General features: G+C 68.6%; 22 protein-coding genes and 4 tRNA genes. 11 read left to right on the forward strand and 15 right to left on the reverse strand.

Annotation, left to right across the window (positions count from 1 at the left end; translation table 11 throughout):
• Positions 1 to 98: 98 nt before the first annotated feature.
• On the forward strand, positions 99 to 1,259 hold the full coding sequence (locus AC6CQV_RS05965; RefSeq protein WP_498260688.1) for an ArsB/NhaD family transporter: 1,161 nt from the start codon (positions 99 to 101) through the stop codon (positions 1,257 to 1,259).
• Between the two features lie 41 nt (positions 1,260 to 1,300).
• On the opposite strand, the gene AC6CQV_RS05970 is transcribed toward AC6CQV_RS05965, so the two are convergent.
• The 3 genes from AC6CQV_RS05970 to AC6CQV_RS05980 are packed head-to-tail and all read right to left on the reverse strand — an operon-like array spanning position 1,301 to position 3,283.
• The gene (locus AC6CQV_RS05970; RefSeq protein WP_498260514.1) at positions 1,301 to 1,960 is read right to left on the reverse strand and encodes a DNA alkylation repair protein; all 660 of its coding nucleotides are present in this window, start codon (positions 1,958 to 1,960) and stop codon (positions 1,301 to 1,303) included.
• An 8-nt stretch (positions 1,961 to 1,968) separates the two neighbouring features.
• Positions 1,969 to 2,478 (reverse strand): glycine cleavage system transcriptional repressor, encoded by a 510-nt coding sequence (locus AC6CQV_RS05975; RefSeq protein WP_498260515.1) that lies wholly within the window; start codon positions 2,476 to 2,478, stop codon positions 1,969 to 1,971.
• A gap of 16 nt (positions 2,479 to 2,494) precedes the next feature.
• Positions 2,495 to 3,283, reverse strand: coding sequence for a COG4705 family protein (locus AC6CQV_RS05980; RefSeq protein ID WP_498260516.1), 789 nt, complete (start codon positions 3,281 to 3,283; stop codon positions 2,495 to 2,497).
• A gap of 651 nt (positions 3,284 to 3,934) precedes the next feature.
• On the opposite strand from AC6CQV_RS05980, the gene AC6CQV_RS05985 reads away from it, so the two are divergent.
• Both AC6CQV_RS05985 and AC6CQV_RS05990 read left to right on the forward strand, forming a co-directional pair.
• Positions 3,935 to 4,183 (forward strand): hypothetical protein, encoded by a 249-nt coding sequence (locus AC6CQV_RS05985; protein ID WP_498260517.1) that lies wholly within the window; start codon positions 3,935 to 3,937, stop codon positions 4,181 to 4,183.
• Positions 4,176 to 4,439, forward strand: a complete 264-nt coding sequence (locus AC6CQV_RS05990) for a hypothetical protein (protein WP_498260518.1) — start codon at positions 4,176 to 4,178, stop codon at positions 4,437 to 4,439. Before AC6CQV_RS05985 ends, AC6CQV_RS05990 begins: the two co-directional genes overlap by 8 nt.
• An 87-nt stretch (positions 4,440 to 4,526) precedes the next feature.
• On the opposite strand, the gene AC6CQV_RS05995 is transcribed toward AC6CQV_RS05990, so the two are convergent.
• Positions 4,527 to 5,042, reverse strand: a complete 516-nt coding sequence (locus AC6CQV_RS05995) for a hypothetical protein (protein WP_157831616.1) — start codon at positions 5,040 to 5,042, stop codon at positions 4,527 to 4,529.
• Between the two features lie 155 nt (positions 5,043 to 5,197).
• On the opposite strand from AC6CQV_RS05995, the gene AC6CQV_RS06000 reads away from it, so the two are divergent.
• The gene (locus AC6CQV_RS06000; RefSeq protein WP_198553617.1) at positions 5,198 to 5,620 is read left to right on the forward strand and encodes a tyrosine-type recombinase/integrase; all 423 of its coding nucleotides are present in this window, start codon (positions 5,198 to 5,200) and stop codon (positions 5,618 to 5,620) included.
• A 7-nt stretch (positions 5,621 to 5,627) separates the two neighbouring features.
• Here AC6CQV_RS06000 and AC6CQV_RS06005 read toward each other — a convergent pair whose 3' ends face one another.
• From AC6CQV_RS06005 to AC6CQV_RS06035, 7 genes are all read right to left on the reverse strand, one after another.
• Complete coding sequence (locus AC6CQV_RS06005; RefSeq protein ID WP_101306367.1) at positions 5,628 to 6,311, reverse strand: hypothetical protein; 684 nt, start codon at positions 6,309 to 6,311, stop codon at positions 5,628 to 5,630.
• An 882-nt stretch (positions 6,312 to 7,193) separates the two neighbouring features.
• Positions 7,194 to 7,889: a DUF3800 domain-containing protein gene (locus AC6CQV_RS06010; RefSeq protein ID WP_198553616.1), complete on the reverse strand. Its 696-nt coding sequence runs from the start codon at positions 7,887 to 7,889 to the stop codon at positions 7,194 to 7,196.
• 116 nt (positions 7,890 to 8,005) lie between these two features.
• A complete protein-coding gene (locus AC6CQV_RS06015; protein ID WP_101306366.1) occupies positions 8,006 to 8,272 on the reverse strand; it encodes a hypothetical protein in 267 nt (88 codons plus the stop codon).
• 723 nt (positions 8,273 to 8,995) lie between these two features.
• On the reverse strand, positions 8,996 to 9,484 hold the full coding sequence (locus tag AC6CQV_RS06020) for a hypothetical protein (RefSeq protein ID WP_498260519.1): 489 nt from the start codon (positions 9,482 to 9,484) through the stop codon (positions 8,996 to 8,998).
• A gap of 124 nt (positions 9,485 to 9,608) precedes the next feature.
• Positions 9,609 to 9,680 (reverse strand) — tRNA-Val (locus AC6CQV_RS06025).
• Between the two features lie 28 nt (positions 9,681 to 9,708).
• Positions 9,709 to 9,779: transfer RNA gene (locus AC6CQV_RS06030), tRNA-Cys, on the reverse strand.
• A 67-nt stretch (positions 9,780 to 9,846) separates the two neighbouring features.
• Positions 9,847 to 9,919: transfer RNA gene (locus AC6CQV_RS06035), tRNA-Gly, on the reverse strand.
• Between the two features lie 159 nt (positions 9,920 to 10,078).
• Between AC6CQV_RS06035 and AC6CQV_RS06040 the strand changes: the two genes are divergently transcribed.
• The 3 genes from AC6CQV_RS06040 to AC6CQV_RS06050 all read left to right on the forward strand — a co-directional run bounded on the left by AC6CQV_RS06040 (position 10,079) and on the right by AC6CQV_RS06050 (position 11,065).
• Positions 10,079 to 10,154: transfer RNA gene (locus AC6CQV_RS06040), tRNA-Val, on the forward strand.
• A 79-nt stretch (positions 10,155 to 10,233) separates the two neighbouring features.
• Entirely contained in the window at positions 10,234 to 10,710 is a 477-nt protein-coding gene (locus tag AC6CQV_RS06045; protein WP_498260520.1) for a hypothetical protein, read from the forward strand.
• Positions 10,711 to 10,714: 4 nt separating this feature from the next.
• Positions 10,715 to 11,065, forward strand: a complete 351-nt coding sequence (locus AC6CQV_RS06050; protein WP_191008602.1) for a YnfA family protein — start codon at positions 10,715 to 10,717, stop codon at positions 11,063 to 11,065.
• Positions 11,066 to 11,095: 30 nt separating this feature from the next.
• On the opposite strand, the gene AC6CQV_RS06055 is transcribed toward AC6CQV_RS06050, so the two are convergent.
• The 4 genes from AC6CQV_RS06055 to AC6CQV_RS06070 all read right to left on the reverse strand — a co-directional run bounded on the left by AC6CQV_RS06055 (position 11,096) and on the right by AC6CQV_RS06070 (position 15,602).
• Complete coding sequence (locus AC6CQV_RS06055; RefSeq protein ID WP_498260521.1) at positions 11,096 to 11,656, reverse strand: type II toxin-antitoxin system PemK/MazF family toxin; 561 nt, start codon at positions 11,654 to 11,656, stop codon at positions 11,096 to 11,098.
• A 207-nt stretch (positions 11,657 to 11,863) separates the two neighbouring features.
• Positions 11,864 to 13,135 carry an ammonium transporter gene (locus AC6CQV_RS06060; protein WP_060959568.1) on the reverse strand — a complete coding sequence of 424 codons (1,272 nt, stop codon included), beginning with the start codon at positions 13,133 to 13,135 and terminating at the stop codon, positions 11,864 to 11,866.
• 191 nt (positions 13,136 to 13,326) lie between these two features.
• The gene (gene zapE, locus AC6CQV_RS06065; RefSeq protein WP_101306360.1) at positions 13,327 to 14,355 is read right to left on the reverse strand and encodes a cell division protein ZapE; all 1,029 of its coding nucleotides are present in this window, start codon (positions 14,353 to 14,355) and stop codon (positions 13,327 to 13,329) included.
• Positions 14,352 to 15,602, reverse strand: coding sequence for an alpha/beta hydrolase family protein (locus AC6CQV_RS06070; RefSeq protein WP_061781757.1), 1,251 nt, complete (start codon positions 15,600 to 15,602; stop codon positions 14,352 to 14,354). Before AC6CQV_RS06070 ends, zapE begins: the two co-directional genes overlap by 4 nt.
• 25 nt (positions 15,603 to 15,627) lie before the next feature.
• On the opposite strand from AC6CQV_RS06070, the gene AC6CQV_RS06075 reads away from it, so the two are divergent.
• The 4 genes from AC6CQV_RS06075 (at position 15,628) to AC6CQV_RS06090 (ending at position 20,853) form a co-directional block, all read left to right on the forward strand.
• Positions 15,628 to 16,233, forward strand: coding sequence for a DUF3000 domain-containing protein (locus AC6CQV_RS06075; RefSeq protein WP_060959565.1), 606 nt, complete (start codon positions 15,628 to 15,630; stop codon positions 16,231 to 16,233).
• Positions 16,226 to 17,422 carry a ribonuclease D gene (locus AC6CQV_RS06080; protein WP_060959564.1) on the forward strand — a complete coding sequence of 399 codons (1,197 nt, stop codon included), beginning with the start codon at positions 16,226 to 16,228 and terminating at the stop codon, positions 17,420 to 17,422. The genes AC6CQV_RS06075 and AC6CQV_RS06080 overlap by 8 nt, the downstream gene beginning before the upstream one ends.
• A 72-nt stretch (positions 17,423 to 17,494) precedes the next feature.
• A complete protein-coding gene (locus AC6CQV_RS06085) occupies positions 17,495 to 18,697 on the forward strand; it encodes a thiolase family protein (protein ID WP_061781758.1) in 1,203 nt (400 codons plus the stop codon).
• Between the two features lie 11 nt (positions 18,698 to 18,708).
• A complete protein-coding gene (locus AC6CQV_RS06090) occupies positions 18,709 to 20,853 on the forward strand; it encodes a 3-hydroxyacyl-CoA dehydrogenase NAD-binding domain-containing protein (protein WP_498260522.1) in 2,145 nt (714 codons plus the stop codon).
• Positions 20,854 to 20,906 lie beyond the last annotated feature (53 nt).

Below are 20,906 nucleotides of genomic sequence, written 5' to 3' on the forward strand. Positions count from 1 at the left end.
GCACCGGGCGTTCGGGTGCCGGTCGCGAAGGCGCTGATCCGGCTCTGTTCCATGTGTGCAGTCTATCGCCGCACCGGACCGCTCGATGAGGGTCCATGATGGATGCCGTGATGCTTGCCGTGGTCGGAGCGGTGCTGCTGCTCCTGGGCGGCGCCGCCGTCGTGTTCGGGGTGCTGCCACCGGAGGCCGCCCTCGAGATCGGCGATCGGGTCTGGCCGATCCTGCTCTTCGTCGTGGCCGTCACGGTCGTGGCCGAGCTCGCGGCGCAGGCCGGTGTCTTCGACGCCGCCGCGGCCCGGCTGGCGCGCCTGTCACGGGGGCGCGTGATCGTCCTGTGGCTGATGGTCGTCGCGTTCGCGGCGGTCGTGACCGCCTTCCTGTCGCTCGACACCACCGCGGTGCTGTTGACGCCGGTGGTCGTCGCGGTGGCGCGCGCGAACGGGCTGTCGCCGATGCCGTTCGCGTTCGCGACGGTGTGGCTGGCGAACACGGCGTCGCTGTTCCTGCCCGTGTCGAACCTCACCAACCTCCTCGCCGCGCACCGACTGGGCGATCTCGACGCCCTCAGTTTCCTCGTGCTGCTCGGCCCGTCGGCGGTCATCGCCACCGTCGTCACGGTCGTGCTCCTGTGGCTGACGAATCGCCGCGACCTGCGCGGTCGGTTCACCCCCGCGCGGCCGCCGCGCGTCGCCGATCCGGTCCTGCTGCGCATCTCCGCCGTGGTGCTCGTCGTCATGATGCCGCTGCTGGTCATCGGCATCCCGCCGTGGATGCCGGCGCTCGGCGCCGCCGTCGTGCTGTCGGTCGTCTTCGCCTGGCGCTCGCCGCGTGTGCTGCGGTGGGCTCTGGTGCCGTGGCAGCTGGTCGTGTTCGCCTCGGGGCTCTTCCTGGCGGTCGGTGCCGCCGAGGCGCTCGGGTCGGGGGCGCTGCTGGCTGCGGCGACCGGAACGGGTGAGGATCTCGTCTCGCTGTGGCAGGTCGCCGGCGTCGGGCTCCTGGGTGCGAACGTCGTCAACAATCTGCCGGCGTACCTCGCGCTCGAGTCGGCGGCGGGCTCCCCCGTGCGTCTGGCGGCTCTGCTGATCGGCGTGAACGCGGGACCGCTCATCACGCCCTGGGCATCGCTGGCGACGCTGCTGTGGCACGAACGGCTGCACGCCGTGGGCGTCGATGTGCCGTGGAAGCGCTACATCCTGCTGGGGCTCGTCGTCGCCCCGGTCACGGTGGCGCTGGCCGTCCTCCCGCTCGCGCTGCGCTGAGTCCGGCGCGGGAGCCCCGGTCGGATCGCGGGCAGGCGGGCTCAGAGGTTCTTGAGGGCCTCGCGGGCGCTGAGGGGGCTCAGATGATGTGCGGCGACGAACGCGCGCACCTCGTCGGGTCTCGTGCGCGCGGCATCGCGCAGCGCCCACCCGATCGCCTTGCGGATGAAGAACTCCGGATCGTCGGCGTTCTGCTCGATGACATCGGTGAGCAGATCGAGGTCGAGACGGTCGCGTCGGCCGAGCTGCGCGATGATCGCGAGCCGCCGCATCCACAGGTCGTCGTCGACGCTCCAGCCGCGCACGAGCAGGGTCGCCTCCGCGGGGTGGGCGTCGAGCAGGTCCGCCACGCGGTGCGCGAGCTCGTCCGTGATGTCCCACCACTGACCCGTCCGCACCATGTGCGCGATCATCGGGACGATCGCGAGGTCGCCCTTCACCGGTCGCAGCGCGAGCAGGGCCAGCGCGGCATACCGCTCCTCGCGGAACTGCGCGCCGTCCCAGAGCGTGAGCGCGGTCTCCTGCAGCACGACGCCGTCGCGGATGCCGCGCGCGCGGGCGTGTGCGAGCCGCCTCGCGGCGGGCACCCGCACGCCGAGGAACGGCATCGCCGACTTCATGTAGGCCTGCTGGCCGGCGGCGCGCGCGGGGTCGGCGGCGAGCCGCAGATCGGCGCGGATCGCGTCGGCGAGCTCGTCCATCTCCGGCGTCAGCCGACGGTGAGATCGACCTGGATCTCGCCGGCGAGCGCTTCGAGCGCGCTCGTGAGGGCACCGGCATCCGCATCGGCCGGCAGGCTGACGGTGACGGTCGCCTCGAACAGGGTGCCGCCCGCCATGGGGGCGTCGAGCGTACGGCTGCGGAAGGTGTCGATACTCAGGGCGTGGGCCGCGATGGCGGCGGTGACGTCGCGGACGATCCCGGGGCGGTCGTTGCCGAGGACCGTGAACGAGACGGCGTGCGGTGTCGCGATCGACGTCGGTGACGGTGCGTCGTGGGTTGTGATCCGCAGCAGGCCGTCGAGGCCGTTCAGCGCCGTGATGAGGGACTGCTGCTGGTCATCGGGCACCGACACGAGCACGATGCCGGCGAACGCGCCCGCCAGTTCGGCGAGCTCGCTCTGCTCCCAGTTGCCACCGTGGTCCGCGACGGTGTGGGCGAGGGCGCTGACGAGACCGGCGCGGTCGTCGCCGACGACGGTGAGCACGAGGTGGGCCATGCCGCGAGCCTAATGCTCAGGCCAGGGCGGGTGTGAGCGTCGCTCCGCGGCGGCGCATCGATTCCACCAGGAGGATCAGGAGCAGCGTCAAGGCGAGCGCCACCCACCCCGACCCCAGGCCCGCCCCGCCCTCGGCGATCGGCTTCGCGAGGGCATCCGCGACGGACGCGCCCCAGGGACGCGTCAGGACGTAGGCGGCCCAGAACGCCGGCACCGCGGGCCAACGGCCCCACCGGTGGCCCGCGGCGATCACCGCGATCGCGACCGTGAACAGGGCGATCGAGCCGACGTAGCCGATGCCGAGTCCCACGGCCGTGAAGTCTCCCACCGCGGTCCCGAGCGCGAAGGTGCCGACCACCGCGGCCCAGTAGAAAAGCTCGCGGCGGGTGGTCGTGATCTGATGCACCGACACGGTTCCTTCGACACGTCGCCACAGCACGAACACGATCGCGAGGGCGACGGCGTAGGCCGTCGCGGCGACGGGGTAAGGGACCCCCAGGGCGACGTGCATGACGTCGGCGGCCATCGTGCCGAACACGCCGACCGCGGCGACGGCGAGCCAGTAGGCACGCGGACGGTACCGGCGGCGCGTGAGCTGTAAGCCGACGGCGCCCACGAAGAAGGCGAAGCCGAGGAGGACGGCGACCTCGGGCGGCATGATGCGGATGGAGTAGTCGGAGACCGCCTCCCCCAGCGCCGTCGATGCCGCTTTGGCGGCCCAGAAGGCGGCGGTCGGTTCGGGAACCCGCGACCGCGGCGGAACGGGGTCAGACGTCTGATCGGCCTGGGCTCGCGTGGGGGGCACGACCCGAGTTTGACGACATCGCACCAAGACGGCCCCAAGAAATCCACGGCGGAGCGCGACGGCGCCACGCCGGATCCCAAAGCGTCGTCTGTGATCGCGTGTGGTTACGGTGAGGAGGTGAACGGTCTGGGGACCATCACAATCGCAGCACCATCTCCCGAGATGGACTGCGCAAGGCGGGACGTCAGATGCAAACGTCCCGCCTTTTTCGTCTGCGGTGGGAGAGGCGGACTCCCCGTCACTGCTTCTTGCGCTCGAGGGCCATTGATGTCGCTCCTTGTGGGGCCGCCCTTATGGCCCCTGGTGTGCTCACTATCGGCGGGATCTCACGCATGGCGGGGTCGACGGCCTTGTCGTACAGCGCCTTCGCGGCACGACGTTCCTACGGACTTGCGGGTACAACGCGACCCTCGACGAATCCACCCCAGCGGGACGCGACAACATGGCCCTCCTCGTCAACCTCGCCCAGAAAGCGCAGGGTGCCGCCGACGCTCAGTTCGCTCTCGACGGCAACACCGACGGGTACCGAGCGACGCTCGAGAACAGCTAGAAAGCCCTCGTCGACAGGGCCCAACAGCTCGGCCACAACGCCGACGCCGCCCAAGCCCTCGCCGACCAGATCTCGGCATCCCCTCCGACATCCAGTAGAAGATGATCGCCGAAACCGCCGCCGCCCGCACCACCATCGACACGTTCATCCGCGCCTACGACGGCCGCACCATCACTCTCAAACTCACCACCGACCAGGTCGTCGTCGGCGACCGCGTCTACGGAGGGCTGCGAGAGGGACGCGTAGCCGGCGGAATCATCCCCGGCGCACCCTCCAACGTCGACGACCGCATCTACCCCGTCGCAACCGGAGAGTTCATCACCCGCGCATCCGGAGGGGCCGGTGCGTGATCTTCTGCTTGAGATCGCCGGGCTGCAGGATGGAGGAGCGCTCGACGGGTTCGAGCTGTCCGTCATCTCGCGGGTTCATCAGCAGATGACAGATTCGATCCGGGAAGTGTATCGGCCGCGGTCGTCGCTAGAGGCTCAACTCGAGCACGAGAAGGCGCGTAAGGATCTCGAATCACAAGGCATCACGATCCCCGCGTGGACGGAGGATGACATCGCTTTCGTCGTAGAGCGATGGGAGCGATGGCGAGATCGCTGAATGGCCTTGCTTCATTAATCAGATCGAGTCGCGGACTGAGCGGGTGCGGTGCCTTAGGTCAGAGCGACGACACCGGCTGACGCTGTTCTAAGCCGTGATGCGGTCCCTGACGACCTTGAACGCCTCGTAGATCGCGCTGTCCTCGACCAAAGGCGACTGCCGGGGATAGGCGGAGCCGCCGATCTGAATCCGCTGTCCGCCAAGCACGACACTGAACACGAAGCCCTTGTGGCGTGGATGCTCTTCGGTTCCGTCGTAGTACGAGTGCTTGGTTTCGATGACGATGGCAGATGCGCTCGCCACCGGGCACAACTTTGTGACGTGACTCGCGCTATCGGATTCAAGACGAAGCGCATCTACCATGACAAGAAAATTCGGGTAGACGACCAGGAGCGTTCCGGAGAAGCTGTCATCCAGGGAACCGGTCACGGCAACGGGAGATACCTCTTCACCGCTTGCAAGAAGGACGGAGGACACGACGGTCCCCACGTTCCGTCTGAAGCCGGGCATCATGCTGTTCTCAGCGCCCTGGAGGACTTCGTACCACCCGCGCAAGCTCTTGATGGCGAAGTAGAGGGTGCTGCTGGCATCCGTGTTCGGCATGTGGACAGTCTCCATGCCACTCCCGACACCGCCCTACGGTGCAGGCATGGAGGATTGTCTGGCCTGAAGGACCGGCCCCCGGATGGGACGACCACAGGTGTTGTGCGACGCGGGACGGAGCGGACCAGACGACCGAGCCCCGATGGATTCACTGGGTGGACAGTCTCGATCAGTGGGCCACCGTGGCCGGCCTCGTAGCAACCGCGACGAGCCTCGCAGCTCTCGCGAACGTGCTCGCCGCGGCCGCGGCCGCGGTCGTGACTCTGGTGCGCCGGGAGCGTCGCGACGGGCCGGTGTTCCCGACGCCGTTCCTCAAGCGCAGGGATCGTCGCAACACGGCGAACGAGTGGCGGGCGGCGCGGGAGCGGCTCGAGCTGGGTGAGTATACCTTCCACTCGTTCCGCAAGACCGTCGCGACCGCGCTCGATCAGGCCGGTCTTTCGGCTCGCGCGATCGCTGAGTATCTCGGCCACGCGGACCCGTCGTTGACGATGAACGTCTACATGAGCAAGCCGGTGGGCGGCACGGCGGCGGCGAGAGCACTCGATGAGGTATTGCGCAAGATGGCGAATAAGTGACACCTACTCACGCTCGCGCGTGCTGAGGGAAGACTCGTTTCACTTGGTAATCAGAAGCGATAGCGGCGGGGACCCCGATCGCAGCAAGAACAGCGAGGCCGATCCACATGGCCGTTGTGTGATCAGGGGGCATCCCGTACGCGAGTAAGCCGAATGCTCCTAGAACGACGCCACCGAGTCCGAGAAGGCCTAAGCCGTACATCAGGACCACGCACGCCACGCCGGTGATCTTGATCGCCGTCGTATTGCGGCTCGCCATCGCGCCATCGAACGCGAGAGCCAAGCCGACTGACAACCAAAGAATCGTGAACGCCGCCTTCTGCGCTGCGGGGTCGCCGAGCACCTGGTCGACGAGTTCCTCGAAGGTCGGTCTCCCCGAAGTGGAGCGGGGGCCCATGGCCGTGAGCCAGGCGACAGCGCCGTAGATGCACGCTACGGCGGCGCTTTGCAGAGCGACCAAAATGCTGACACGGAAGGCGGCGCGCGCGTTGAGGGCGTCGAAGCCGCGCCGAGTCGAAGACGCGACCATTGCCGCGCCGGATGTGACGCGGCGTGCTGTGTGAATCCAGTCGAGTATCCACAGCACGAGCATCGCGGGCACCAGTACCAAGAACGGTACTCCGGCCAACTGCAGGAACGACCACACGACGTCCTCGAAGGATGGGAACGGATTCTCCACGGGCTCGTTCATGCTCGCAGTGCCTTCATAGCGCGATCATAGCGATCCTGGCAGTCGAGCGAGATCCGCGGGATCGAAGGATAGACTCCGGGCTGGCTCCTCGAACGGTGGGAGAGTAGAGATAAATGTGCGGGGTTTGTGCGGGGTGACATACCCTCGTATTCCGTAGACACCCCGATTTGGCCCGGATTTCCGGGCCTTTCCGGCTTGGCGCAATTGGTAGCGCACCGTACTTGTAATTGCGCACCGTGCATGATCAGGGGTATCTGCGGGGTTTCGGCTTGCGCGCAAGCGCCAGAGGAACGTGGCCGAGGGGTATCCGCCCTTTCCCGCCGATACCAGCATATGTGCGGGGTAAATGCGGGGTCGATGAGTGCACTTTCCGCCAGCCTGAGCCTCTGATGAGCCTGTGCACCACGCCCGGTAGCGGCGCGGATCACCCCTCCTTCTGCTCCGCGATCCACGCCTCCACGACCTCGGGCTTCCAGCGCAGGTATTTGCCGACCTTGAACGGCTGCGGTCCGTAGACGGGTCACATCGTCCGCCACGGGTAGGTCGTCTGGACCGCGACGCCGAGCTTGTCCGCGACGTCCTCGACGGTCAGGAGCGCACCTGGCGCCCGCTGCGTGGGCGGTGGCGGCGTCGGTGCCGCCACGGGCTCGGATGGCGCCTTGGGGGGGCTTCTAGCGCGATCAGGAGGGCTTCAGCGATGTGGTGAGCGATCATCGCGACGGCGTGTTCGCGTGGTGTGGCAGGGCTTGGCATGGTCTTCACGATCGCATCGCGGCGCGCGTCTAGCTGACTGTCAGCGGTGGATGCTACATTGCGAGTACGACGAGCCGGATCCCGGAGCGTTGTTCGCCGAGAGCCCCACGCATGTGGGGCTTTCGTGCGTCAGGGGTCCCATCGGCGGTGCTTCGCGACGATAGGGCGGAGAGCCCACCACAACATGTCGACGAGCTTCACCGCGCGCGCGTCCTGGGTCTGGTGGGCGTCCCGCCGCCGGTAGAGGTAGACGGCCAGGTCGATGAACTGCAATCCGGGTGACGCAGATGAGTCGGCGAACATCATCTGCTCGATCCGGGCGAGCTTGCTGGGTCGGTAGCCCGGTGTGCCGATCTTCTGGTAGATGCCGAAGCGGCGCGAGTGTGCTTCCTGGTCGGTGACCTGGTCGCAGATCACGATGACCTCCTCGCCCTTGCTCGCGGCGTACGTGTTGACGTCTTCGAGCACATGTCTGAGGCAGACAAGGTGCGGCGGGTCGGGGTATGCGTATCGGGCATTGAGTCGTGCGACATCCACCCCTTGGATGTAGACGACCGCGGGGAGTGTGGCGAGCCTGGTGAGAGCGTGCCGGTAGATCTGGCCGGCGGCGCGGTGCTTGTTCCTGATGGGCTCCCAGCCATCGCGACCAGCCATGATGCGGTGCCCGTGGAACTCGGTGCCCTTCTCGATTCCGAAGCCTGCGGCGTACGCGGCGGCCTCCTTGAGGGCGTCGCCCATCTGCCCGATGTCGTCGACGCTGATGACGAGGGCGGCGACGTAGTAGCGGTCCTGAGTGTAGGACTCGTCTATGAAGGCGAAGAGCACGCGCCCACCCTAAACGACGCCTCCCCCCCCCACCGACCTTTCACAGCGTGATGGCGCCCGCGCCAACTGCCACCGTGCCCGAGGACCGGAACAGCGCTCTCACGTGGCGGGTGCGATTAGTCGAGACCCATGTCTCGCTCCGCGATCCGGTCTTGCAGGATCTCGGTGAGCGTCGTACCGATCGTCATCACGGCCTTGTTGAGAGTGACGATCTGCATACGCGCGGACAGGATGGCCACAGCGTCTGGCGAGATGGGCGTCGGCCCACCGCCCGGGTTGACTTGCCGGTGCAGCTCCAGCTCCTCGGCAGCGATCTTCTCGAGCTGTGCGGTCATGTCCTTGAGAGATGTGATGAGCGCCTTGGCCTGCTCAGCTTCGAACACTGTGTTCCCTTCGGTTGGATGGCGGCGTGCTCAGGCTATGGGCTTTCGCCGACATTGGTCAGCGGAGGAACAGGATCGAGCCGGACACGCTCACAGACGGCACCGTGTAGGCCTCCGGGAGCGACGCGAACGCGCTGACGTCGATCGAAGCGCCCGGGGTGGGCCCGAGAGCACCGCCGACGCTGCGGTCGCCACGGAGCCGTAGAGCCCCGCGGGGATACTGTTCCGCATCGTGTTCCGCGCGGTGCCGCTGACATGGGTGCTCGTAAGCGTCGACGAGGTCTCTCCGCTAGCGCGGCACGGGAACGGGTGCGATTCCGGACTGCGGAGAACCGATCTGGAGCTTGAGGAGGTTCTCTCCCCCGCGGTACGCGTTCCATGTGCGGAACAGGTAGAACAGCGCCTGCCCCGGCAGGATGCGTCGGGAAGCGCCGGCCTAAGTCGGACGCCACGCGGCGGGAAGGTGTCAGGAAGGGGTCTTCAGGGCCCGTCTGGATGCCGTCGCGGATGCGGTTGAAGAACTCTGCGGTGTCGTCGACGTCGATGGCGGAGAACTCGAGGAACGCGACTCCGAGTGCGCTGACGGGCAGGCGTATGTACCGGTAGACGTTGCGGGCGAACCGTGCGGCGAAGTCGATGTCCGGGATGCCCATGACCGCTTCGGCCATCTCCGTCTTCGTCAGCTGCGCGCTCCCACCGATGTGGGATGCCGCGTGCTTCACGTCACCCTTCTTCCACGCGACATGCAGTCGCGCGATCGCGCCGACGTCCTTCGCGTCCGCACGTTCGGACAGGCCGGTGATGACGAGCATGTCCCCCGTGTTCCTTGCCGACCCCCGAATCGAGGACGACAAGTGCTTCCTGGCTGATCCCTCGCACGACGAGTACCCACGCGCCGCTGCCGGCGGCGACGATCGCGTGGCACCGGTTCTGCCCGTCGATGAGCCGCCCGTCGGTGTCGAACTTGATCGCCTCACCCGTGAGAACCCAGTTGTCGGACTGGATGTCCCGCACGTACCCGCTGATGCGGCTCTTCTTCACGTTCCGGTTGCGGTCGACGTTCCGCGTCAACCACTCCGCCGCCATCTCGGGCGTGACGAAGATGTACTCCGCGGTCTCTCCCCCGGGGCCGACGGCGATCGACGAGGTTTCTGCGGAGAGGTCGAGATCCTGTGTTGTTTCGGCCGGAGCCGTGGACTTTTCCCTGGTCATACTGTAGTTCTAGTTACACAGCGGAGCAGTTGCTGTTGCACGAGGTCGCGGAGCGATGTTGCACGCATGTTGCACGACGCCTCAGCGGGCACAAAAAAACCCCGGCTGACCGGGGTTGTTCTTGTGCGCGATACTGGGATCGAACCAGTGACCTCTTCCGTGTCAGGGAAGCGCGCTACCGCTGCGCCAATCGCGCCTGTACAGGCATGTTCAGTTATGAGGCGAGGTGGCGACGGGATTCGAACCCGTGTAAACGGCTTTGCAGGCCGGTGCCTAGCCGCTCGGCCACGCCACCGTGTGGATTAACCGTGTGGTTTGACCCCACGTGCCGTGATCACTTCGAAAAGAGATCCCTGCACTCGAGCGGATGACGAGACTCGAACTCGCGACCCTCACCTTGGCAAGGTGATGCGCTACCAACTGCGCTACATCCGCGTGCTCCCTGGTTGCCCCGGGAACTTGATCGACTTTAGCCGACTATCCGCGCATCGCAAAACCGGGCGCAGCCCGCGCGTGTCTCGGCATCCGGGCGCTGACGGATTCGTGCCTGGGGCTTGCATCCGGTAGCATCGGATCTCGGCCCGCACGGGCCATGGGCGATTGGCGCAGTTGGTAGCGCGCTTCCTTCACACGGAAGAGGTCATCAGTTCGAGTCTGGTATCGCCCACCACCCCCCTCCCCCTCCCTGCGGGCCATTTCACGGCCGTGCGCGGATGCTCGGTCGCCGGCGCGCCGGTAGGGTCGCGCCCATGAGGGTTCCCCGCGCGATCCGGCTGTCCCTGCTCATCGTGGCCTGGTTCAACCTGGTGTCCGCCGTCATCGGGCTCCTTCTGCTCACGGTCGTGGGCGGCGACAGCGTCGGGATGCCGCCGGAGTGGCTCGAGCGCACCCCGTTCACCTCGTGGGTCTGGCCCGCCCTCATCCTCGGATTCGTCGTCGGCGGGGCGCAGGCGCTCGCCCTGGCCGCGCAGCGACGGCACCTCGCCGTCACGTGGGGACTGCACGCCGCATCCGGGCTGGTGATGATGATCTGGATCTTCGTGGAGATCGCGATGCTGCTCGTCTGGTCGCCCCTCCACGGCATCTATTTCACGACCGGCCTCGTCCAGACGGTGCTCGCAGTGCTCGCGCTCGGTGCCTGGCCACGGCCGTTCCTGGCACCGGAACCGCGACGAGTGGGCTCCGGCGGCGGGAAACACCCCCGACATCGGGCGCTGGCAGACTGACGCCATGACCACGGCGCGCATCATCGTCCTCTTCCTGCTCGCCGCGGTCGCGGAGATCGGCGGCGCCTGGCTCATCTGGCAGTCGGTGCGGGAGAACAAGGGCTGGCTGTTCGCGCTGCTCGGTGTGCTCGCGCTCGGGGCCTACGGTTTCGTCGCGGCCTTCCAACCCGACGCGCACTTCGGACGCGTGCTGGCGGCGTACGGCGGTGTGTTCGTGGCGGGCTCGCTCGCCTGGGGCATCGTCATCGACGGCTTCAAGCCGACCGTCTGGGACTACGTCGGCTCGGGGGTGGCGCTGCTGGGGGCGGCCATCATCATCTTCGCCCCGGTCGTGCAGCGCGCCGTCTCGGAGTGATCGCGGGCGATCGCGTGCGCCGCTCGTCCGCTACAGGTCGCTGGTCCAGCCGTACCGCTGCTGCAGCGCCGTGGCCACCCCGGCGAAGCGGCGACGGTCGAGTGTCGCCGCTTCACGTCGCATGCCGCGCACGTGCACGCTGTACAGCTGCTCGATGTCGACCCACGAGGGTCGGCCCTGCGCGTCCCACGCGCCCGGCCCGATCGACAGGTAGTCGCGGTCGCCGTCGTGCGACTTGCTGGTGAGCCGCACGGCGTAGACGCGGTCGGCGCCGTGGCGACCGATCACGAGCACCGGGCGGTCCTTGCCCCGACCGTCGTTCTCCTCATAGGGCACCCAGGTCCACACGACCTCCCCCGCATCCGGCGCACCGTCGCGCCGCGGGCTGTAGGTGATGCGCAGCCCGCCACGGGCGGGAGGGCGCACCTCGCGCGTGGCGGTCTCCCCCTCGCGCCCCGGCGCGGGCGCCGACGTGGGTGCTCCCGCCGACCGGGACGAGGGCGCCGCCCGCCGCGACCCATTGCGGCTGAAGAGGCCGACGACGCCGCGCAGCAGTGCCGTCAGAGATCCGTTCCGCTGGCGCTCCGTCATGGACACACGCTACCAACCACGCTCCCCTCCTCCACCCCGCTGATCTCCGAACCGCTATCCCGCGTGCGAGCCGCTACCCCGCGGGCGGTCCGTCCCGTGGCGGCTGGTACAACGCGTAGCGGCTGGCGCACCGTGAGCGTGGGTGCACGCCGAAGGGGCGCCGGACCGGGAGATCCGACGCCCCTTCGGGCTGGTGACGCGGGAGCGTCAGTCGACGAGCGCGTAGCCCTCTTCACCGTGGACGGCGGTGTCGATGCCGGCGACCTCGTCCTCGTTCTTGACGCGGAAGCCGATCGTCTTCTCGATGATGAAGCCGAGCACGTAGGCGACGACGAAGGAGAAGATCAGCACGGTGACCGCGGCGATCGCCTGCAGGATGAGCTGCTCGGCGTTGCCGCCGAGGAACAGGCCCGTGCCGGTCGCGAAGAAGCCGAGGAACAGGGTTCCGATCAGACCGCCGACCAGGTGGACGCCGACCACGTCGAGCGAGTCGTCGAACCCGAGGCGCCACTTGAGCTCGACGGCCAGGGCGCAGACGGCACCGGCGATGATGCCGAGCAGCAGAGCCCAACCGGGAGCGAGGTTGGCGCAGGAGGGGGTGATCGCGACGAGGCCCGCGACGGCACCGGAGGCGGCGCCGACAGCCGTGGGCTTGCCGTCCTTGAGCTTCTCGACGATCGCCCAGCCGAGGATGGCGGCAGCGGTCGCGCCGAGCGTGTTGAGGACGATGAGGCCCGCGGGCGAGCCCACACCGGCGATACCGCTCAGGATGTCACCCGTCGTGCCCTCGGGAGCGGCGTAGAAGGCGGCCGCGCCGGCGTTGAAGCCGAACCAGCCGAACCACAGGATCGCGGCTCCCAGCATCACGAGCGGCACGTTGTGCGGCTTGTGGATGCCCTTCTGGAAGCCGACGCGCTTGCCGAGGACCAGGGCGAGCGCGAGGGCGGCCGCGCCGGCGTTGATGTGGACAGCGGTGCCACCGGCGTAGTCGATCACCTCGGTCGAGAAGCCCAGCGTCGTGCCCAGGTTGAAGATCCAGCCGTTGGTGTTCCACACCCAGCCGGCGACGGCGAAGTAGTCGATCGTCGCGAAGAAGAACGCGAAGATCATCCACGAGCCGAAGCGGGCGCGGTCAGCGATCGCGCCGGAGATGAGGGCCACGGTGATGATCGCGAAGGTGGCGCCATAGGCGACGGCCGTGAGGTTCACGGTCGCGTCCTCACCGGTCGCCATCGTGCCGAGGCCGAAGTCGGAGAAGGGGTTGCCCAGGATGCCGCCCCACCAGTCGGCGGTCTGCATGTTGAATCCGTAGAGGATCCAGAGCACGGCGACCAGTCCCATCGCGCCGAAGCTCATCATCATCATGCTGATGACGCTCTTGGCCTTGACGAGCCCGCCGTAGAACAAGGCCACTCCGGGCGTCATAAAGAGCACGAGCGCCGTTGCGGCGATATACCAAGCGAGATTTCCGCTGTCCATGAAGGTCCTCACTGATGTGTTGTGTAACTCGGACCGGGTCGTCGCGGTTTCGGGGTCGGGACGTCCCAGCGCAATCAGTGTCGCGGCGTGCCGTTTCCGACGGCATGCGTCTCGTGTTTCGCGTCGGTTACACGGGCACCGCTCAGGTAAACATCACGTTTCGTCCGGGCGGTCGACGCCGGTGAATCTCCTCAGGAATGCGTGAGCGCGTTGAGGCGCGAGATCGCGCGGAGGTACTTCTTCCGGTATCCGCCGGCGAGCATGTCGTCGCCGAAGACCTCGTCGAGGGGGCGGCCGGTCGCGCGGACGGGGATCTGCGCGTCGTAGGCGCGGTCGACGAAGGCGACCAGCCGCAGGGCCGCGGACTGATCCTGCAGTGTGACCACGTCGCGCAGGCCGATGGCCGACAGCCCGTCGAGCAGGCGCACGTAGCGGGACGGGTGCACGGTGGCGAGGTGGGCGATCAGGTCGCCGAAACGGTCGTCGGAGACCACGCCGGATGCGGCGGCCTCGTCGATCGCGGCGCGATAGCCGTCGTCGTCCCACACCTCGGCGTGGCCGTCGATGGCGCGCTGACGGTAGTCGGTGCCGTCGATGCGGATCGTCTCGAAGCTCGCGGCCATCGCGTGGATCTCGCGGAGGAAGTCCTGGGCGGCGAAGCGGCCCTCCCCCAGTGCGTTCGGCGGGGTGTTGGAGGTGGCGGCCAGCCGCGTGCCGGTGGGCACCAGCTCTCCCAGCAGCCGCGTCATCACCATCGTGTCGCCGGGGTCGTCGAGCTCGAACTCGTCGATGCAGAGCAGATCGGCGCCGCGGAACAGCTCGACGGTCTTCTGGTAGCCGATCGCTCCGACGAGGGCGGTGTACTCGATGAACGAGCCGAAGTACTTCCGTCGTGCGGGCACCGCGTGGTAGATCGCGGCGAGCAGGTGGGTCTTGCCGACGCCGAACCCACCGTCGAGATAGACGCCGGGCTTCATCTCGGGTGCCTTCTTCGCCCGACGGAACAGTCCGCCGCGCTCGGCCGGGCCGCTCCCCCGGCTGAACGCGATGAGGCGGTCCTTCGCCTCCTGCTGCGACGGGTAGGCGGGATCGGCGCGATAGGTCTCGAACGTCGCATCGTCGAACTGCGGCGGCGGCACGAGCGCGGCCACCATCTCGGCGCCCGAGACGGCGGGCTGGCGCTCCGCGAGCCGGACGATCCCGGTGGTCGTCGACGTCATCGTTCTCCCTCGTCGGTGGGGTGCGTCGCCGGCACCGGCAGCAGATCGCGGTCGCGGAGCCAGTCGCCGATCGCGTCGGTCCACCGCTGCTGGTCGTAGTTCCACAGCTTGGTGTGGCGGGCCGTGCGGAACACCTGGAGGTCGACCAGATCGGGCCGCGCGGCGGCGAGCCGGTGGGAGGCGCTCGAGGGCACGAAGCCGTCGTCGTCGCTGTGCAGGATGAGCACGGGATGCCGCAGCTCGCCCGCCCGGGCCACGATGTCGAGCCGGTCGAACGGGATCGCCCCGTCCGCACCGGTGGCCGGCGCGGTCCAGTCGGAGCGCAGCGCGCCGATGGCCAGACCAGTGACCGGAGACGGCACGTGCAGGGCCTTCGCCTGGTAGGCGAGCACGGTGCGCCAGTCCACGACGGGCGAGTCGAGGATCACGCCCGAGATCTGTTCGCGATGCGCCGAGCCGAGCGAGGTCTGCAGGGCGATGGCCCCGCCCATGGACCACCCCATCAGGAGTACGCGGCGCGCTCCGTGTCGGAGGGCCCAGCCGACGGCGGCATCCACGTCGCGCCATTCGGTGGCGCCGAGCGCGTAGGCGCCCGCACGGCTGCGCGGGGCGTCGCCGTCGTTGCGGTACGACACGACGAGGGAGGTGATGCCGAGCGCGTGGAAGACGGGGACCGCGCGGAGGCATTCGGCCCGTGTGGTGCCGCGCCCGTGGATCTGGATGACCCAGGTCTCGTCGTCGAGGTCGCGGGTGGGCTCGGCGGGGAACAGCCAGGCCGGGCAGGGTCCGATCGCCGCGTGGACGTGCTCCGTCGTGAACGGAAGGTGCAGTTCCTCGGGCCGCTGGTAGTACCAGCCGCTGAACGCGGCGGCGGGCGCAAGCGTCGACTGCCCGCTCACCTGGGTGAGCAGTTTGCGCTTGACGGTGGTCTCGTCGCTCGAGAGGACCGACCCGACCTTCAGGTAGTCGGCCGATCCGGTGGTGAACAGGCCGTAGCGGCCGGGCAGCACGGTATCGGCGGTGCGCGCCAGCGTGATCGTCTGCGCCGGGACGTCGATGTCGACGATGCGGGTATCGGGTACGCGCCCCGAGGGGGTCACGACGCGGCGGGCCATCCGGAGGGCGACTCCCGCGGCCATCGCCACCACCGCGAACAGGGCGGCGGCGAGAGCGAGAGCCAGCATCCGCAGAGTCGCCGCAGGGCCGATTCGTGAGGCGCCGAAGGCGGCGCGCCTGGGTGCCTTCATCGTGGGGCCATCCTAGTCTGTGAGCGTGGATGACACCCGTCCCGCCGCTGAGACGCCCGCCTTCGCGCGTGCCGCGCAGCAGCTGCGCGCCCTCACGTTCCGATCCGACTTCTCCGTGCGCGAGATCGCCGCGCCGACGAGTCTCGCCCCGGAGGCGATCGCGTTCGCCGGCGACGTGCGACCGGATGCCGAGGGCATCGACTCCGAGTACGGCACCGGGCGCTTCGTGCTCATGCACGACCCCTCCGAGCCGGACGCCTGGGGCGGCGCGTGGCGTATCGTGTGTTTTGCGCAAGCTCCGCTCGAACCTGAAATCGGCGTCGACCCGCTGCTCGCGGACGTCGCCTGGTCCTGGCTCGTCGACGCGCTCGACACGCGCGGCGCGGCCTTCCATGCGGAGTCCGGAACGGCGACGAAGACCCTGTCGAAGGGATTCGGATCGCTGGCCGACGAAGGCGACGGGGCGCAGATCGAGTTGAGGTCGTCCTGGACGCCCGACGGTGATCTGTCCGCTCACGTCGAGGCCTGGGCGGAGCTGGTGTGCATGCTGGCGGGACTTCCGCCGGGATCAGAGGGCATCGCCGTGTTCGGCTCGCAGCGGGGTGCAACGGGAAGGGGAACGCGTGGCTGAGTACGACGTCATCACGGATGCCGCCGGTCTCGCCACCGCCGTCGACGCGCTCGTCGCCGGCACGGGCCCGGTCGCGGTCGACGTCGAGCGGGCCTCCGGCTTCCGGTACTCGCAGCGGGCGTACCTCATCCAGGTCTTCCGGCGGGAGGCGGGTGTCTTCCTCATCGACCCCCCGGCCGTCGGCGACCTCAGCGCGCTTCAGGACGCGATCGGCGACATCCCCTGGATCCTGCACGCCGCGAGTCAGGACCTGCCGTCGCTGCGCGACGAGCGTCTCGAGCCGCCGTCCCTCTTCGACACCGAACTGGCCGCCCGCCTGCTCGGGCACGAGCGCGTGGGACTGGGCGCCGTCGTCGAGGACACGCTCGGCATCAGCCTCGCCAAGGCCCACTCCGCGGCCGACTGGTCGACCCGTCCGCTGCCGCAGCCGTGGCTGGAGTATGCGGCTCTCGACGTCCTCCATCTCGTGGACGTCCACGACGTGCTGGTGGCCGAGCTCGAGGAGCAGGGCAAGACGGAGATCGCGGCGCAGGAGTTCGAGACGGTGCGCACGCGACCGGTGAAACCCGCCCGCGAAGAGCCGTGGCGTCGCCTCAGCGGCCTGCACACCGTCCGCGGACGTCGCGCGCTGGCGGTCGCCCGTGCGCTGTGGCTCGCGCGCGAGGAGTTCGCGCGCGAGCAGGACACCTCCCCCGGCCGCCTGGTTCCCGATCGCGCGCTGGTCGCAGCGGTGCTGGCCGACCCGGCCAGCAAGCAGGACCTGGCACGCGTGAAGGACTTCACGGGGCGAGCCAGTCGTAGCCAGCTCGACCGCTGGTGGGCCGCGATCGAGGCGGGCCGCGCCGATCCCGTGCTGCCGGCGGAGCGCGCGACGGGCGACGGGATGCCGCCGCCTCGCGCCTGGGCGGATCGCAATCCCGCCGCCGACCTGCGCCTGAAGGCCGCGCGACCGCTGCTCGAGCAGCTCGCGGTCGAGCTGCGGATGCCCACCGAGAACCTCCTGACCCCCGACACTCTGCGTCGCATCGCCTGGACTCCCCCGGCCGAGATCGACGCGGCATCCATCGGCGACGCGCTCGCGTCGCACGGCGCGCGCCCGTGGCAGATCGCGCTCACCGCCCCCGTCATCGCCGGCGCTTTTGTCGAATCCGTCCAGACACCCGAGGCTGCGTCCGACCTGGCATCGTAGAATCGTCCCAAGCGTTTCGGTGAGACTGAGTTTCACCGTACGCTGGACTGAATCTCAACCCTTGGAGGCAGTGTGGCCGAGCTCTCGGACGTCTACTTCGTCGATGGAATGCGCACCCCGTTCGGGCGCGCCGGCGAGAAGGGCATGTACTGGAACACCCGCGCGGACGACCTCGCGGTCAAGGCGACGATCGGTCTCATGGCGCGCAACGCCGCGGTGCCCGCCGAGCGCGTCGACGACGTCGCGATCGCCGCCACGAGCCAGACGGGCGAGCAGGGACTCACCCTCGGGCGCTCCGTCGCCATCCTCGCGGGCCTCCCGCAGACCGTGCCCGGATTCGCGATCGACCGCATGTGCGCCGGTGCCATGACGAGCGTCGCCATGATGGGTGCATCGATCAGCGCCGGCATGTACGACGTCGCCCTCGCCGGCGGCGTCGAGCACATGGGGCACTACCCCATCGGCGGCAACGCCGACCCCAACCCGCGCTTCGTGGCCGAGAAGATGGTCGACCCGGGCGCGCTGAACATGGGTGTGACGGCCGAGCGCATCTTCGACCGCTTCCCGCAGCTGACCAAGGAGCGCTCCGACCGGTTCGGCATGCTCAGCCAGCACAAGGCGCAGGCCGCGTACGAGGCCGGCAGATTCCAGCCCGACCTCGTGCCCGTCGCGATCAAGGATGCCGAGGGCACCTGGGGCCTGGCGACCGAGGACGAGGGCCGCCGCCCGCAGACCACGATGGAAGACCTCGCGGCGCTGAAGACGCCGTTCCGCCCCCACGGTCGGGTGACGGCCGGCACGTCGTCGCCCCTGACCGACGGCGCGACGATGTCGCTGCTGGCCGGCGGCGGCGCGGTCAAGGAGCTCGGGCTGACGCCGAAGATGCGCATGGTCTCGTTCGCCTTCGCCGGTGTGCAGCCGGAGATCATGGGCATCGGCCCCATCCCGTCGACGGAGAAGGCGCTGAAGAAGGCCGGGCTCACGATCGACGACATCGGCCTCTTCGAGCTGAACGAGGCCTTCGCGGTGCAGGTGCTGTCGCTGCTCGACCACTTCGGCATCGCCGACGACGACCCGCGCGTCAATCAGTGGGGCGGCGCGATCGCCCTGGGTCATCCGCTGGCCGCCTCCGGTGTGCGCCTGATGATCCAGCTCGCCGCGCAGTTCGCCGAGCGGCCCGATGTCCGCTACGGCCTGACCGCGATGTGCGTCGGGCTCGGGCAGGGCGGATCGGTGATCTGGGAGAACCCGCACTACAACGGCAAGAAGCGCTGAGAGGTACGGACATGACCAACTACGAAGAGATCGACTTCTCGCCCTTGACCGCTCTCGCCGACGGCGAGGTCGTCACGCACTCGCGCGTGCGCGACATCACCCTCCCGTCCGGGAAGGTGCTCGCCCTCATCACGCTCGACAACGGCCGCGACCACACCCGCCCCAACACCCTGGGTCCGGCGACGCTCACGGAGCTGGGCGAGACGCTCGCGACGCTGAAGGCGCGCGCCGCCGCCGGCGAGATCCAGGCCGTCGGCATCACCGGCAAGCAGTACATCCTCGCCGCCGGTGCGGACCTCTCCGACATCACCCGCGTGGGGTCGAAGGACAACGCCCGCCTGGTGGCGCAGCTCGGTCACAAGGTGATCGGCGCGCTCGGCGACCTGGGTGTGCCGTCCTTCGCCTTCGTCAACGGCCTCGCCCTCGGCGGTGGCCTGGAGATCGCCCTGAACTCCACCTACCGTACGGTGGACGCCTCGGCGGCCGCGATCGCGCTGCCCGAGGTGTTCCTGGGGATCATCCCCGGGTGGGGCGGCGCCTACCTGCTGCCCAACCTCATCGGCATCGAGAACGCGCTCGAGGTCGTCATCAGCAACCCGCTGAAGCAGAACCGCATGCTGAAGCCCCAGCAGGCGTTCGAGTACGGCATCTTCGACGCGATCTTCCCCGCGGCGACCTACCTGGAGAGCTCCCTCGCCTGGGCCGACGGCGTCCTCACGGGTGCCGTGAAGGTCGACCGCAAGAACGAGCCGGGCAAGATCGAGCGTCTCACCAAGTGGCCGATCGCCATCAAGATGGCACGCGGCATGCTCGAATCGAAGATCGGCACCGTCCCCCGCTCCCCCTATGCCGCGCTCGAACTGCTCGACAAGGCGAAGAGCGGCACGAAGGCCGAGGGCTTCGCGCGGGAGGACGAGGCGCTGGCCGACCTCGTCACGGGCGATCAGTTCGCGGCATCCATGTATGCCTTCGACCTCGTGCAGAAGCGCGCGAAGCGTCCCGTCGGCGCGCCGGACAAGACCCTCGCCAAGAAGGTCACCAAGGTCGGCATCATCGGCGCCGGTCTCATGGCGAGCCAGTTCGCGCTGCTGTTCGTGCGCAAGCTCCAGGTGCCGGTGCTCATCACCGACCTCGACCAGGCGCGCGTCGACAAGGGTGTCGCGTACATCCACGACGAGATCGGCACGCTCGAGGCCAAGGGGCGCCTCGACGCCGACTCGGCGAACAAGCTGCGCGCGCTGGTCACCGGGACGACCGACAAGAGCCTGTACGCCGACTGCGACTTCGTCATCGAGGCCGTCTTCGAGGAGGTCGGGGTCAAGCAGGCCGTTTTCGGCGAGATCGAGAAGATCGTCGCCGAAGACGCGATCCTCGCGACCAACACCTCGTCGCTGTCGGTCGAGGAGATCGGTTCGAAGCTCGCACACCCCGAGCGCCTCGTCGGCTTCCACTTCTTCAACCCCGTGGCGGTCATGCCGCTCATCGAGATCGTGAAGACGCCGCAGACGACGGATGCCGCGCTGTCGACCGCCTTCGTGGTCGCGCGGGGGCTGGGCAAGAACGCGGTGCTGACCGCCGACGCCCCCGGCTTCGTCGTCAACCGGCTGCTCGCGAAGGTCATGGGTGAGGCCGCTCGCGCCGTGTACGAGGGCACCCCGGTCGCCGACGTCGAGAAGGCGTTCGCCCCCCTCGGCCTGCCGATGGGGCCGTTCCAGCTCATCGACCTGGTCGGTTGGAAGGTGGCGGCGCACGTGCAGGACACGATGGTCCATGCGTTCCCCGACCGCTTCTACGCGAACGAGAACTTCCACCAGCTCGCCGAGCTGCCGGAGGTCGTGGAGAAGGACAAGGGTGGACGGGTGACCGGATTCACCAAGGCCGCCGAGAAGGCGCTGAAGGGCCATGTCGGGTCCGCACCGGCATCCGCCGACACGATCCTGCGTCGCGTGCAGGACGGCCTCGCCACCGAGATCAAGCTGATGCTCGACGAGGGCGTCGTGCCCGAGGTCGAGGACATCGACCTGTGCCTCATCCTCGGTGCGGGCTGGCCGTTCATCGACGGCGGCGCCTCGCCCTACCTCGACCGCGAGGGTGCGTCCGAGCGGGCATTCGGCGACACCTTCCACCACCCGCCCATCCGCGGCATCGGCGGCTGACGACCGCCGGATCCGCCGTCACGGATTCGGATGATCACAACGGAATCGGATGC

Source organism: Microbacterium sp. EG9, from assembly GCF_059759475.1.